We start from the raw sequence: 14,687 nt of genomic DNA on the forward strand, positions 1-14,687 counted from the left end.
GGCAGCGGGTTGCGCGACCAGATGATCATCGCGGCCGTCTGCAGCAGGATCGACACGCCGATCGCGGTGATCAGCGGCGCGAGACGCGGCGCGCGGCGCAGCGGCCGGTATGCGACCCGCTCGATCGTGTAGCCCACGCACGCGCAGACGATCGCGGCGATGCCCAGGCCGATCGTCAGCGTCGCGACGTTGCCGAGTCCGGGGAAATGGTTCTGCAGCACGGTGATGGCCGACAGGGCGACCATCGCGCCGACCATCAGCACGTCACCGTGCGCGAAGTTGATGATGCCGAGAATGCCGTACACCATCGTGTAACCCAACGCGATGATGGCGTACGCACTGCCGAGCACCAGCCCGTTCAGAATTTGTTGGACAAAAATGTCCATGTCACTCCCAAGAGTTGATTACTATTGGATCGGCATGCGAGAACGCCGATTACTCGTCGTTCTCGCTCGAAGTATCACTGCGTCGGACTGAGGTTATCGCCCGACACTTTGTACACGGTCACCGGCGCATCAATCCATTCACCGTTCTTGTCGAACGCGACCTTTCCGACCAGCGTCGAGAACTGGATTTGCTTGAGCATCGGAACGAACTTTTCGGGGTCCGTCGAATTCGCCGCCTTCATCGCCTGCGCGACCACCATCGTGGCCGAATAGAATGCCGGCGAGTAAACATCGTTCTTCACACCGAATTGCTTTTCATACCGCGCCGCGAATTCCGGACCACCGGGCAACGTCGCGAGCGGTGCGCCGCCTTCGGCGCAATACCCCCGCCCATTCAGCGTTCCGGCAGCCAGCTTCGGCATATCGACCGAGCAGATCCCGTCCCCGCCTAGCACCGGAACCGCAAGACCCAACTGCTTGGACTGTCGCCCGATGGCGGCTGCTTGCGCGTAGTACCCGCCGTAGAAGATCGCGTCCGGGCGCTGAGCCTTGATGTGCGTCAGAATCGCGTTGAAGTCCGTTGCCTTGTCGTTGGAATATTCCCTGGCGACGACGTCGATACCGTTCTTCTTCGCCGTCGCGGCAAACACGTCAGCTACGCCTGATCCGTATGCCGTGCGATCGTCGATCACCGCCACGCGTTTTGCATGCAATACCTTTGCCGCATATTCGGCCATGCGTGCGCCCATCACGTTGTCATTGGCCGCAAGCCGGAAGACATACGGGAAGCTCTGCTGCGTGATCGCCGGATTTGAAGCGGCGCCGGTAATCATCGGAACACGCGCATTGTTGTAGATGCGGGACGCGGGAATGGTCACGCCGGAGTTGTAGTGGCCGATGACCGCCTTCACACCCGAATCGACGAGCTTCTGAGCGACAGAGACGCCCGTTTTGGGATCTGCAGCATCGTCCTCGGACAGCATTTCGAACTTGATGGATTGACCGTCGACGACGATCGGCGTCCGATTCAGCTCTTCAATCGCCAGCCGCACGCCTCGCTCATCGTCCTTGCCGAAATTCGATTGGCCGCCCGTCAACGGGCCCGCGACACCGATCCTGACAGTCTGATCCGCATGCGCGGCAGAAATCAATGCGGGGCTGATTCCCCCGAGCAACAGGGTGGCGATGGTGAGTTTGTGACAGTACTTCATGTGAAACCTCCGTGGCGTGGGCAAATTGGGTAGTCGACATGGTTGCAGCGTCAGGAGCGCGGGCACGAGATGACCGATTGCGCTTGACGTGGGATAGTCAGTCCCGCCAGTGCGGTTGTGCAGATTCCAGAAGCCGCTTGAGCGAGCGAAAATGAAGTCGTGCATATTCATCTCGATCACGGGCGAATTCACGAGAAGTCCGGCGAGCCAGTTCGTCGCTCACGCGTTTCAGCGGACGCCCGCTCGACATCGCGAGGATTTGGACCTGGGCGGCTCGTTCGAGGTAGTAGAGATCGTCGAGTGCCGCGGCAATCGAAGGGCCCGTGACTATCACGCCGTGGTGCTCGAGCATCAGGACACGCCTGGAAGACAACGCGGCGGCAATCCGGTCTCCTTCCTGTTCGCTGAGTGCAAGTCCTCCGTATTCCGAATGATCACGGTCGTATGCAATGCGATCGAAAAAGCGAAGGCTGTTCTGATGGCACATTTCGAGGCGAAAGCCGTCGAGCGTCGTCAGTGCCGTGGCATAAGGCATGTGCGTATGAAGTACGCATGCGGCATCAGGCGAGGCGCGATGAACTCGGGAATGGATGTTGAGCGCGGTTTTCTCGACTCGTCCGACTCCGTCGATTACCGAGCCGGCGGAATCGACGAGCAGCAAATCAGCCGGTCGGATCTCTTCGAAGCTGAGTCCGAACGGATTGATCAGATACGTTTCCCGACTGCCCGGGAGCAAGAGACTGAAATGGTTGCATGTGCCCTCGTGGAAGCCGAGGCGCGCGGCGATGCGAAATGCCGCGGCCAGATCGTCGCGAGCATTCGCGAGCTCATCGGTCTTCGATCCAGGAAAAAAATCGGTGGCGTGTGCCATGGGGTCGTCCAGTGCAAGTATGCGTATGCGATTCCCCTTCAATGTAGTGAATCAAACCTGCACGGATACATGTACACTTTAAAACGAGGGTGACTAACTGTATTGGGTTCGTCGCCTGCACGGTTATATGGGCCGGTATTTTTGATGTGATAGGTGCGGCGATGAAACCGATACTGACGCTCGATCCCCAGGGGGAATCGTCCCTGGTTCAACAGATCGTGGCCGGGCTGACGGCAACGGTGAACGAAAGAACCTGGCGGTCCGGGGCCAAGGTTCCGAGCATCCGCGTATTCGCCGAGGCACACGGCGTGTCGACATTTACGGTCGTCGAAGCATACGATCGCCTGGTGGCGCAAGGCGTCTTGATGGCACGGCGTGGATCCGGCTTTTATGTCGCGGATCGAAGCCGTAGCGAGATACCTCCGACCATCGAGAAACTCAACGAGGAATTCACGAACGGATGGTCGCTGCGTAACGTTCTGGAGGGAACGGAAGGCACGATTCACGCGGGCTCGGGATGGATTCCAGAGGCATGGTTCGACGCGGACGGCCTTGGGCGGGCGCTAAGACAGGTAGCGGCGCAGCCGCGATCGCTATTGGGGTACGGGCACGCAAAGGGGTATGAGCCGTTGCGTGAGCAAATCGTGCGGCAACTTGCGGAACACGAGATCGAGGCAAGTTCCACGGGCATCGTCACTACGCTGGGCGCAAACCAGGCGCTGGATCTCGCCATTCGTCACCTTACGCGCGAGGGCGATACCGTGCTGGTAGACGAGCCCTGCTACAGCGATCTGCTCGTTGCATTGCGATTGCGCAGGATCAAGGCAGTCGGGATTCCGATGACACCCACCGGTCCGGACGTCGTTTCGATGGAGCAGGCGTTCGAGACTCATCGCCCCAAAGTGTTCTTCACCAATACGCGGTTGCATAATCCGACCGGTGCGAGCTACAGCTCGGCATCGGCATTCAAGGTCCTGAAGCTTGCCGAGCGCTACGACTGCATCATCGTCGAGGACGACGTCTCTGCCGGTCTGGTGTCCGGAAATTCAGTCGCGCTCGCGTCCATGGATCAATTGAAACGAGTGGTCTATGTCGGCAGCTTTTCAAAGACCATCGGTGCCGGCCTGCGCGTGGGATTCGTGGCCGCGGAGCCCGCGCTTCTCGAGGGTTTGCTTTACCAGAAGCTGGTGTCCGGAATGTCGACGCCGACGATCACGGAGCAACTGGCACATGCAGTGCTGTCCGAAGGACACTTCAGGAAGCAGGCCGAGCAATTGCGCGATCGTCTCGCTACCGCGCAGGAACGGACCTGTCGCCGGCTTGAATCGATCGGTTTTGAAGTGTTCTGCGAACCTCGATCCGGAATGTTCGTATGGGCACGGCCCGCGGGAATCAATTGCGATTCGGCCGAACTCGCTGTACGTGCTGTCGACCACAAGATTCTTCTGGCGCCAGGCAATCTTTTCTACGCCACCAATCCAACCAGTAGTTGGCTGCGATTCAATGTTGCGCACTGCAACTTCGATCGTCTTTATGCGTTTCTGGCGCATGCCATTGCACACTGACCCGGTCTCGTCACCAAGCCGCCAGGGAATCGGCGTCGCGCAACGAACCCGTGATCTCTCGAACCCGCTCGAGTCGGTACGCGCATGAGCTAGCGTCCACGCCGTGCGCGGATCCAACTGTGCAGGCAACAAGGCCTCTACAGTTATCTAGCGATCCACCGCGGTGTGCATGTATCTGTTCAGCTCGATTGCATAAATTGACGGACAACACGTCGCCCATGATTTCGATGCGGCGGTAACTCCGATCAATTTTCAGCATGAAAAAGATACGAAATTACGAAGCACTCCTCTCGAATGGCGTCGTTTCGTCACGGCGGATCGTACTCGAGATCGCGGACCGGACACTCGACAGGCTCGACAGCTACCAGCGAATTCGCAGCATCATGCGCATGGAAGGTAGCGTACTGCATATCGGAACGCGCTCGTGGGACCTTTCGCGCAAGCGAAACGTCTATCTGGTCGGCGCCGGCAAGGCATGCAACCACATGGCAATGGCAGTCGACCATGTGTTGGGCGATCACCTGACGCACGGTATTGCCATCGTGAAAATCCGGGAAGAATCGGACCGTTTCAACAAGACCGAGGTGTTCGTCGGCGGCCATCCCCTCCCGAACGAAGAAGGCCATCGGGCATCGAAGCAAATCATCGAACTCGTCGATCAGGCCGGACCAGACGACTTGTTCATCGCGGTGATCAGCGGCGGAAGTTCGGCGCTCATGTCCTGTCCGATCGAAGGCATCAGCCTGCAGGACGAGATCGATACCACGGACGTGCTGCTGAAATCCGGTGCAGGCATTTACGAGATCAATGCCGTGCGCCGGCACATCTCGGCCTTGAACGGCGGGATGTTGGCGCAGCGCATCCAGCGCACGGGTGCCGAACTGATCGGCTTCGGCATCAGCGACGCGGTCGGATCGCCTGCCACGGGCGACATTTCAGTGCCCTACGCAGCCTACAAAAGCACGCCGATCGGTCCCGACATGACGACCCTGGACGACGCTCGCGCCACGATCATCAATCGCAACGTGGCCGATCGCCTGCCCAAGAGCGTTGTCGACTATCTGATGAACGCAGGCCCCGACGCGGAGACCCCGAAGGCCTTTCCGGACAATACCTACTTCCTGCTCAACACGCTGCCCGACTCCTGCATTTACGCCAAGGCAGTCTGCGAGGAGATGGGTATCCCCGCAATGATCGTGTCGTCGTTCCTTGAAGGAGAAAGTCGCGACGCCGGCACCTTCTTCGCGTCGATGGCGCGCGAAATCCAGACGTACGGCAACCCGATCAAGCCCCCTTGCGTGCTTCTCAGCTCCGGTGAGGTGACGACGCTTATCGACGATAACAGCGTGATCAAGGGGCACGGCGGGCCTGGCCAGGAAATGGCCGCAAGTTTCGCTATCGCGGCGGCCAAAACCACGGGTGCCTGCCTGCTGTCGATCGACAGCGAAGGCACGGACGGCACGGCGACGGTGGCGGGAGGCATGACGGACTCGACCAGCTTCACCGCGGCTGCCGTAAAGGGAGTCAACCTCTATCAGGCACTGCGCGAGCACAGCTGCTTCGAAGCACTCGAGTCGATCGACTCCGCCGTTTTCACCGGCAACACCGGTACCAACCTGTGTGACTTGAACATCCTTTATGTTCCTGAACCGAACGGGAGCAAGTGACATGGAAGACAAGATCACATCCGTCCGGGCACTTCAGATCATCGATTGCAAGTGCCGGCCCGCAGTCGAAGTCGAGGTGCGCACCCAAAGCGGTGCGGTTGGTCGAGGTGCGGCACCCACCGGCACTTCCGTCGGGACGCACGAATCGTTCGTCCTGAGGGACGGCGATCCAGCGACCTACGACGGGCTCAGTGTTCATAACGCCGTCGACAACGCGGTCAATGTAATTGGTCCGGCGCTGATCGGCATGAACGTGTTTGATCAGCGAGCGATCGACGAAAAAATGATCGCGCTCGATGGCACACCCAACAAGTCCCGCCTCGGCGGAAACACGATTTACTCGGTATCCATCGCGGCATTCCGTACGGCGGCGAATGCCCGATCGATTCCGCTGTACGCTCACATCGCCGGCCGCGACATCCGGACCGTGCCGGTCCCATGCTTCAACGTGATCAACGGCGGACGATACGATGGGCTCACCCAGCCGTTCAACGAGTTTCTGATCGTGCCGTACGGCACTGACAGTGTCGACTTCGCCATCGAAATGGCGGTGGCCGTGTTTCAGAAGCTTGGCCATGTACTGACCGAATATCTGGGCCACAAACCTCAAGTCGCCAGTTCCTATGGCTACGCCGCCCCTTCGGATGACCCGGAAGTCGTGTTGACGCTGATGCAAAAGGCCATCGATGCCTGTGGCTGTACAGGCCGGATCGCGTTTGCGCTCGATTGCGCGTCAAGCGAGATGTACGACAAGGAAACCCGCACGTATCTGCTGAAAGGCAAACGGGTGTCCACCTCCGAACTCATTGCCTATGCCCGCTTCCTGACCGAGAAATTCAATTTGGTCTTCATCGAGGATTTGCTCGATGAAAACGACTGGGAAGGTTACAGCACGGCGGTTCGAGAAATTCGACGATCGATCATTCTGGGCGACGATCTCACGGTCACCAGTCTCCCGTTACTTGAGCGGGCTTTCGAGACTCGTGCCGTGGACGGGTTCGTGTTGAAGCCGAACCAGGTCGGAACGATCACGGAGGCGATGGACGCCTATCGATTTGCGCTGCAACACGGAATGATCGCGGTGCCCTCGGGCCGCTCCGGTGGTGTCGTGGATGACGTCGTGATGGATTTTTCGGTCGGCCTCGAAGTTCCGCTCCAGAAGAATGGCGCCCCCCGTTCCGGCGAGCGGATCGAAAAGCTCAACTTTCTGTTGCGGGCAAATGCGCGAAGCCCGGGTTGCCGCCTCTACGACATTTCACCACTTCTCCGATTCTGACCACTGAGTCGGGATCGACGCTTGACACCCGACATCTTCCTTTTTCGACGAGGTCTGCACCATGTATCCCAAAATCGACTTTCTGTACCTTTCCGAGCCGGACATGATCGCAGCTGGCGTGCTGGATGCCGCGCGCTGCGTGTCCGTATGCGAGGAGACATTCGGACTCCTCGGCAGAGGCGACTATCTGATGGGTGGCGCCAATCACAATAACCACGGAATGAACATCGTCTTCCCGAAAGAGACGAAGTTCCCGAACATGCCGGTTGCCGGTCCGGACCGCCGCTTTGCTGCAATGCCCGGTTATCTGGGCGGTCGCTTCGACGTGTGCGGCAACAAATGGTACGGATCGAATCACGCCAATGCCGAGAAAGGCCTGCCGCGCTCGATCTTGACCATGATGCTCAATGACAAGGACACGGGCGCGCCGCTGGCGCTGATGTCGGCGAACTTGTTGAGCGCGGCCCGAACCGGAGCCGTGCCGGGAGTGGCGGCAAAGTATCTGGCCAACCAAGATGCGAGAAGTATGTCTGTTATCGGTTGCGGCCCGATCAACAAGGCGTGCTTCACCGCGATCATGACCCAGCTCGGCTCGATCCAGCACGTCGTCTGTTTCGACGTCTTCCTCGACAAGGCGAACGAGTTCGCCGGTTGGGTTCAGCAAACGTACGGGATTACCGCCGTCGGTACCGATGAGGCCGAGCAAGGCTTCCGCGATGCAGATGTCATCACCGTGGCAGCGTCGCGTCTTAAGCCGCTTTATTTCAAGGACGAATGGATCAAGGAGGGCGCGACCATTCTCGTCTCGGGCCCGTTCAATACCGACGAGTCGTTCCTGACCGGCGCCAGGATCGTATACGACCATACCCCGCTGCAGGAAGCCTATGTCGAGGACGCAATCGCATCGGGCAATAAGGAAAGCTACTACAGCAGCGTCATTGGCGGCCCGTTCTTCCGTCTGATCGATGCAGGCAAGCTGCCCGCCCTGCCTGACTCGACCAGCCTCGGTCATGTCGTGAATGGCGACAAGCCGGGCCGGGAGAGCACGAAGGAGCGTGTCATCTTCATAGCATGCGGGATGGCGGTTTTCGACATCAGCTGGGGGACGGAGCTCTATAACAACGCGCGGGAAAAGAAGATCGGCACGCCCCTCAATTTGTGGGAAAAGCCGGCTCTCTGATCGGGTCGCCGTGAATCGCACTCCCGGCAATTGAGCCGCCTGGATCCCCCTGGAAAGTGCCGAGCGCCAGTGTCGGGGCTTTCCTGAGCCTTCGGCCATAGGCCGAAGGCTCATGCCGGGCGAATGTTGGCGAGCGTCGAGGTTTGGGACCGCTTGCACCAAGTACTCTTGGCAAAGCTGCGTGCAGCGGACCGCCTCGATTGGTCACGTTGATCTGAGTAACCGTGTTGAATGACAAGCTGTGAGAGGTTGATTTTGAGCATTCAGGTGTTAGCCACCCCTCGTCATTTACATCGCTCGCGACGCACTTTTTCCACTTCGACGCAATGATAAGTTTGCACATCTCATTGAATTTCAGAATAAAAAGCTCAGGACCAGCGTGAATTAGCGAATACGACGAAAATTCCACATTGATATGAATTTTTATTCAAAGACAACTTATTGAGACTGCGGACATCTTTTCTGAGAGACAACATGCCCGCGCACCACCCTCCCACCCCGTACCGGCAACCACCAGGCTAACTGTACCGGTACTGTACAGAAAACCGTCGCTACACTGACTCCATCCCAGTCCCGAACACGAATGGAGAATCCGCGATGGACTTCCTCACCCTCAGCGCATTGCCCGCCGGCATGCTGTTCGCGCTCGTCACGTCGATCACGCCCGGCCCGAACAACACGATGCTGCTCGCGTCCGGCGTCAATTTCGGTTTCCGCCGCACGATGCCGCACCTGTTCGGCATCAGCATCGGCGTCGCGATCCTGATGCTGTGCGTCGGCTTCGGCCTCGGCGAAGCATTCCGCCGCGTGCCGGTCCTGTACACGACCCTCGAAGTCGCGAGCGTCGTGTACCTGCTGTACCTCGCCTGGCGCATCGGCACGTCCGGCGAAGTGAAGGCGCAAGGCGCCAAACCGCGGCCGATGACGTTCCTCGAAGCCGCCGCGTTCCAGTGGGTCAATCCGAAGGCGTGGATGATGGTGCTGACCGCCGCGACGACGATCCGCCTGTCCGCCGACTACGGGATGAACGCCGCGTGGATGGCCGTCGTGTTCATCCTGATCGGCTTTCCGTGCATCAGCCTGTGGGCCGCGTTCGGCCAGGGCCTGCGCCGCTTCCTGTCGAACCGCCGCGCACTGCGCATCTTCAACGTGACGATGGCCGTGCTGCTGATCCTGTCGCTGTATCCGCTCGTCGCGCATCTGCTGCCGCAGTAAGCGCTCACGAGCACAGCCGTTGAGCTTCACGCCGTGCAGGCGTACCCTTTTGGTACGGGCGCGCGCAATCGCTGCGGCGGTTGCGCCGCATCTGCATGGAGGTGGCCGATGAAGCCAATGCTGAAGACCGGCGAGCACATCGAGGGCATGCACTGGGTCGCCGAGTACCACCCGCTCACGCACGAGATTCGCGTGCTGCGCGAGAACATCGAGGTGGGTACGTACTGCGCGCCGCCCACGCTGTTCGGCGACGAGGAAGCGCTGGGCGCCGCGAACCTTGCCGATCATCGCAGCCAGGAGGCCGCACTGCGCGCGTATCTGCGCAACTTCGTCAAGGAACACGACGCGGAGGAGTAGCGGCGCGGCGGCCGGAATGGCGACGGGCTGCCGAAGCGGCCCGGTCTGTCGTTGCGTGTGAGCCGTCTTGCGACCCGCCGCGGCATGCCGAACACACGCAGGGCCAGCGCATCGCCCCGGCCCCGAATCCGCTCAATGCCCGAGCGACTCGATCTTGCCGGACGGCTGCGCGACACCGTGCGGCCGCGCCGCCTGCTTGATCAGCAACGCGAGGCACGCGAGCAAGCCCGCGACCGCGATCGTCGCGAACACGCCCGCGAACGAGAAGTGCCGGCGCGTCAGTTCGGCGACGAGGAACGACCCGGCGATCCCGCCGAAGCGGCCGACACCCAGCATCCATGCCACGCCCGTACCGCGCCCTTCGGTCGGATAGAACGCGGCGGCAAGCGCCGGCATCGACGATTGCGCGGTGTTCATCAGCACGCCGGCGATGAACACGACCAGCACGAGCATCCCCACATTGCCTGCCGCCTGCCCGATCGCATACACGCTGATCGCGGTCAGCGCGTAACACACGGCAATCACGCGGTTCGCGTTGAAACGGTCCATCAGCACGCCGCACAGCACCGCGCCGACGCCGCCGAGCGGGAACAGCGCGGAGATCAGCGTCGCGCTCTTCGGCGTCAGACCGGCATCCTTCAGCAGGATCGGCATCCAGTTGATCGACGCGTAGAAGATCACGAGGCCCATGAAATACGCGATCCACAGCATCACCGAGCCGACGATGTACGAGCGCGACACCACGACGCCGATCCCCTTGCCGCCCGTCTGCGGCGCGGCTTCGGTCATCGCGAACGAGCCGGCGTTCAGCGCGTCGCGCGAGATCCGTGCGAGCGTCGCGCGGATCCGGTCGACGCCCTGACCTTGCGCGACCATGAAGCGCACCGATTCCGGCATCTTCAGCAGCAACAGCACGCCGAGCAGCAGCGGCGTCACGCCGCCGAGCATCAGCACGCTGCGCCAGCCGAAATGCGGGATCATCCACGCGGCGAGAAAACCGCCGAACGCGGCGCCGAGCGGGAAGCCGCAGAACATCAGGTTGATCACGGTCGCGCGGCGCTTGTCCGGGCAGAACTCGCCCATCATCGTGACCGCGTTCGGCATCGCGGCGCCCAACCCGACGCCGGTAATGAAACGCAGGATCGTCAGGTGTCCGATGGTGTTCGAGAACGCGGACACGAAGCACGCGACGCCGAACAGGAACACCGAGCCGAGCAGCAGCGAGCGGCGCCCGAGGCGATCGGACAGCGGGCCCGACACGAGTGCGCCGCACGCGAGGCCGAACAGCGCGGCGCTCAGCACGGGTGCGAGATCGGGTTTGGTGAGGTTCCATTCGCCCAGTAGCGAAGGTGCGATGAAGCCGATCGCGGCCGTATCGAAGCCGTCGAGCAGCACGATCACGAAACACATCAGGAATACGAGCCACTGGAAGCCGCCGAACGGCTGCTCGTTGATGAAGGTCTGGACATCGACCACGGGTGTGCGATTCATCGCGTGTCTCCTATGTAAGCAACGCAGCTTGATGGCCGCGCCTTTCCTTGTACGCGCGCCGATTCGTCGCCGACGCGTCATGCATCGTCGACACCGGCCGGCAGTGGCAGGCGTCGCGATCGGGTCACGGCCGGCGCGCGCCGGCCGTGTGATTCAGCCGCATCTAGGCGGCCGCATCCTGTTCCTTGAAGATCTTGTCCGCGAGATGGAACGCGGAATTCGCGGCCGGCACGCCGCAATAGATCGCGGTCTGCAGCAGCACTTCCTTGATCTCGTCGCGCGTCACGCCGTTGTTGCGCGCGGCGCGCAGGTGCAGCGCGAGTTCCTCGCCGCGGTTCAGCGCGACCATCATCGCGATGGTCAGCAGGCTGCGCGTATGGCGCGGCAGGCCGTCTCGCGTCCAGATCTCGCCCCACGCATAGCGCGTGATCAGGTTCTGGAATTCGTCGGTCACTTCGGTGCGGTTCTCGATCGAACGGTCGACGTGCGCGTCGCCGAGCACCGCGCGACGCACCTTCATCCCTGCTTCATAACGTTGCTGGTCGTCCATCGTCGGTGCCTCACGCGGTCAGGAAGTCGAGCAGCGCGCGGTTGAAGCCGTCGGTGCACTCGATGTTCGAAATGTGCGCGGCGTCGAATTCGACGTGACGCGCGCCCGGAATTGCAGCAGCCAGCGCACGGCCCTGGTCGGGCGGCGTCGACATGTCCTTCGCACCGGTCACGACGAGCACCGGCAGCGCGATGCCCTTCACTTCCTCGCGCAGGTCGGCCGCGTTCAGCGCGTCGCAGTTCGCGGCGTAACCGTCCTTGTCGGTATGCACGAAGGTGTCGCGGATCGCGTCGAACAGGCGCGGCTCGCGTTCGACGAATGCGTCGGTGAACCAGCGCGGCAGCACGGCGTCGGCCAGCGCGGCCATCCCTTCGGCACGCGCCTTCTGCGCACGCGGCGCCCACACTTCCGGCGAGCCGATCTTCGCGGCGGTGTTCGACAGCACGGCGCGCACGATGCGCGACGGGAAACGCGCGGCGAGCGCGGCGCCGGTCAGGCCGCCCATCGAGATCCCGCAGAAGTGCGCGCGCTCGATGCCGACGTGGTCGAGCAGGCCGATCACGTCGCCCGCGAGCTGGTCGACCGTGTACGAGCCGGCCGGTGCTTCGGAATGGCCGTGGCCGCGCGTGTCGTAGCGCAGGATGTTGAAGTGCTGCGTGAGCGGGCGGATCTGCGGCGCCCACATCTGCAGGTCGGCGCCGAGCGAGTTCGAGAAGACGAGCCACGGCGCGTCGTCGCGCGCGGCACGGTCGATCCGGTAATGCAGTTTCACGCCGTTGACAGTGGCGAAAGGCATCAGTGTTCTCCTGGTTGTGTCGTGCCCGCGTGCAGCGCGAGCACGGCGTCGACGCAGGCCTGCGCCTCGCCGACGTAATGTGCGGGATCGAGCAGCCGCGCGAGCGCGTCGCGCGACAGGTGGGCCGATACGGTCGCATCGGCGGCAAGCACGTCGAACAGCGTCGCACCGGTGCGCACTGCTTCCTTCGACGCATGCTCGACGACATGATGCGCATCGAGCCGGCCGATCCGGTCGCCAAGGGCGAGCATCACGGCTTCGCCTAGGATCAGCCCGTGCGTCAGCTCGAGGTTCGCGGCAAGGCGCTCGGTGTTCACGTCGAGGCCCGCGACGATCTGCGCGATCTGCGCGAGCGCGCCGCCGGTCAGACGCGCGAGGTCGGGCAGCGCATCCCATTCGGCCTGCCAGCCGCCGAGCGCGCGCTCGTGCTCCTGAACCATCCCCGCGAACACGGTCGCGACGAGGTTCGGCGCGCGCACCGCGGCGGTCAGCACGGCCGCGCAACCGACCGGGTTGCGCTTGTGCGGCATCGTCGACGAGCCGCCCTTGCCGGCGGCCGCCGGTTCGCCGAGTTCGCCGACTTCGGTCTGCATTTGCAGCGACACGTCGCGCGCGATCTTGCCGAGCGTGCCGGTCAGCATCCCGAAGCAGGACGCGGCTTCCGCGATGCGGTCGCGCTGCGTATGCCACGGCACGGCCGGCAGCGCGAGCCGCAGGTCGGCCGCGAGCGCGGCGCTCACGCCGGCCGCGTGCTCGCGCAGGCTCGCCAGCGTGCCGGCGGCGCCGCCGAACTGCAGCACCAGTGCGCGCGCACGCAATTCGGCGAAGCGCGCGCGATGGCGCAGCAGCGCGTCGAGCCATTGCGCGAATTTGAGGCCGAGCGTGATCGGCAGCGCCTGCTGCAGCCACGTGCGGCCGATCATCGGCGTCGCACGATGCGTGCGCGCGAGCGTCGCGAGCGACGCGCACGCTTCGTCGAGCAGCGGCTCGAGCACGTCGAGCGTGTCGCGCAGCTGCAGCACGGTCGCGGTATCGATGATGTCCTGGCTCGTCGCGCCCCAGTGCACGAACTTCGCGGCCTCCGGGTCGTCGGCCTTCACTTGCGCGGTGAGCTGCTTGACGAGCGGGATCGCGAGATTGCCGCCGAGCGCCGCGCCGTGCGCGAGCGCGTCGGCGTCGAGCCGGCCGGCGTCGCACGCGCGTTCGATCGGCGCGACCGCGGTGGCGGGAATCACCTGCTGCGCGGCGAGCGCGCGCGCGAGCGCGGCCTCGACGTCGAGCATCCGCTGGATCGTCGCGCGGGGCGACCAGATCCGGTTGAGCGACTCGGTGCCGCAAATGAGGGAGGTCAGGCGGGCGCTGTCTTCGAGCATGGCATCAGATTGGGGAAACGGCGTGCGCTTATTGTCTACCCAAGCGTGCCGGCGTGCGCGGGATCGCGCGCGCCGGCACGCTTGCCGGTCAGGCCGCGGCCTTGCGCGTCGCGTCGATCAGCGGCACGCCGGTCAGCTTCTGCAGTTCGTCGAACGACAGGTCGGTGAAGATCTCGCTCACCGCGAGGCCGTCGGCCGTCACGTCGAGCACCGCGAGATCGGTGTAGATGCGGCTCACGCATTGCACGCCGGTGACCGGATACGAGCACTGCGCGACGATCTTGCTCTCGCCCTGCTTCGTCAGGTGCTCCATCATCACGAACACCTGCTTCGCGCCGATCGCGAGGTCCATCGCGCCGCCGACGGCCGGAATCGCATCCGGCGCGCCCGTATGCCAGTTCGCGAGGTCGCCGTTCGCCGACACCTGGAATGCGCCGAGCACGCAGTAGTCGAGGTGGCCGCCGCGCATCATCGCGAACGAATCCGAGTGGTGGAAATACGCGCCGCCGGTGAGCAGCGTCACGTGCTGCTTGCCGGCGTTGATCAGCTCGTCGTCTTCCTCGCCGGGCGCGGGCGCCGGGCCCATGCCGAGCAGGCCGTTCTCGCTGTGCAGGAAGATCTCCTTGCTCGGGTCGAGGTGGTTCGCCACCAGCGTCGGCACGCCGATGCCGAGGTTCACGTACGCGCCTTCGGGGATGTCCTGGGCGACGCGCTTGGCCATTTCATCGCGGGTCAGTCGTTTCATGTCG

The 14,687-nt window shown here is 62.6% G+C and carries 14 protein-coding genes; 6 read left to right on the forward strand and 8 right to left on the reverse strand.

All coding sequences use genetic code 11. The features are described 5' to 3' along the window. The 3 genes from DID98_RS30405 to DID98_RS30415 all read right to left on the reverse strand — a co-directional run. Positions 1-386, reverse strand: a 386-nt coding sequence (locus tag DID98_RS30405) for a branched-chain amino acid ABC transporter permease (protein ID WP_148093546.1), incomplete at its 3' end; no start/stop codon positions are given. Positions 387-460: 74 nt separating this feature from the next. Next, positions 461-1,597: a branched-chain amino acid ABC transporter substrate-binding protein gene (locus tag DID98_RS30410; RefSeq protein WP_059620791.1), complete on the reverse strand. Its 1,137-nt coding sequence runs from the start codon at positions 1,595-1,597 to the stop codon at positions 461-463. A 97-nt stretch (positions 1,598-1,694) separates the two neighbouring features. Further along, positions 1,695-2,468 carry an aldolase gene (locus DID98_RS30415; protein WP_124524134.1) on the reverse strand — a complete coding sequence of 258 codons (774 nt, stop codon included), beginning with the start codon at positions 2,466-2,468 and terminating at the stop codon, positions 1,695-1,697. A 161-nt stretch (positions 2,469-2,629) separates the two neighbouring features. On the opposite strand from DID98_RS30415, the gene DID98_RS30420 reads away from it, so the two are divergent. The 6 genes from DID98_RS30420 (at position 2,630) to DID98_RS30445 (ending at position 9,728) form a co-directional block, all read left to right on the forward strand. Next, positions 2,630-4,033, forward strand: coding sequence for a PLP-dependent aminotransferase family protein (locus DID98_RS30420; RefSeq protein ID WP_042972937.1), 1,404 nt, complete (start codon positions 2,630-2,632; stop codon positions 4,031-4,033). A gap of 257 nt (positions 4,034-4,290) precedes the next feature. Further along, on the forward strand, positions 4,291-5,700 hold the full coding sequence (locus DID98_RS30425) for a glycerate kinase (protein WP_124524132.1): 1,410 nt from the start codon (positions 4,291-4,293) through the stop codon (positions 5,698-5,700). Position 5,701: 1 nt separating this feature from the next. Further along, positions 5,702-6,976 carry a phosphopyruvate hydratase gene (locus DID98_RS30430; RefSeq protein WP_124524130.1) on the forward strand — a complete coding sequence of 425 codons (1,275 nt, stop codon included), beginning with the start codon at positions 5,702-5,704 and terminating at the stop codon, positions 6,974-6,976. A gap of 61 nt (positions 6,977-7,037) precedes the next feature. Continuing rightward, entirely contained in the window at positions 7,038-8,156 is a 1,119-nt protein-coding gene (locus tag DID98_RS30435) for a tyramine oxidase subunit B (protein WP_124524128.1), read from the forward strand. 597 nt (positions 8,157-8,753) lie between these two features. After that, positions 8,754-9,371 (forward strand): LysE family translocator, encoded by a 618-nt coding sequence (locus DID98_RS30440; protein WP_124524126.1) that lies wholly within the window; start codon positions 8,754-8,756, stop codon positions 9,369-9,371. Positions 9,372-9,479: 108 nt separating this feature from the next. Beyond that, entirely contained in the window at positions 9,480-9,728 is a 249-nt protein-coding gene (locus DID98_RS30445; protein WP_124524124.1) for a hypothetical protein, read from the forward strand. A gap of 132 nt (positions 9,729-9,860) precedes the next feature. Here DID98_RS30445 and DID98_RS30450 read toward each other — a convergent pair whose 3' ends face one another. From DID98_RS30450 to DID98_RS30470, 5 genes are all read right to left on the reverse strand, one after another. After that, on the reverse strand, positions 9,861-11,219 hold the full coding sequence (locus DID98_RS30450) for an MFS transporter (protein WP_044846454.1): 1,359 nt from the start codon (positions 11,217-11,219) through the stop codon (positions 9,861-9,863). A gap of 163 nt (positions 11,220-11,382) precedes the next feature. Then, positions 11,383-11,769: a 4-carboxymuconolactone decarboxylase gene (gene pcaC, locus DID98_RS30455; protein ID WP_044846455.1), complete on the reverse strand. Its 387-nt coding sequence runs from the start codon at positions 11,767-11,769 to the stop codon at positions 11,383-11,385. Positions 11,770-11,779: 10 nt separating this feature from the next. Then, on the reverse strand, positions 11,780-12,565 hold the full coding sequence (gene pcaD / locus DID98_RS30460; RefSeq protein ID WP_124489020.1) for a 3-oxoadipate enol-lactonase: 786 nt from the start codon (positions 12,563-12,565) through the stop codon (positions 11,780-11,782). Then, entirely contained in the window at positions 12,565-13,938 is a 1,374-nt protein-coding gene (locus DID98_RS30465) for a 3-carboxy-cis,cis-muconate cycloisomerase (protein WP_124540754.1), read from the reverse strand. The genes pcaD and DID98_RS30465 overlap by 1 nt, the downstream gene beginning before the upstream one ends. Before the next feature lie 88 nt (positions 13,939-14,026). Continuing rightward, positions 14,027-14,683 (reverse strand): CoA transferase subunit B, encoded by a 657-nt coding sequence (locus DID98_RS30470; RefSeq protein WP_012365076.1) that lies wholly within the window; start codon positions 14,681-14,683, stop codon positions 14,027-14,029. Positions 14,684-14,687: the final 4 nt, after the last annotated feature.

Source organism: Burkholderia sp. Bp8984 (assembly GCF_003853755.1).
GTDB lineage: Bacteria > Pseudomonadota > Gammaproteobacteria > Burkholderiales > Burkholderiaceae > Burkholderia.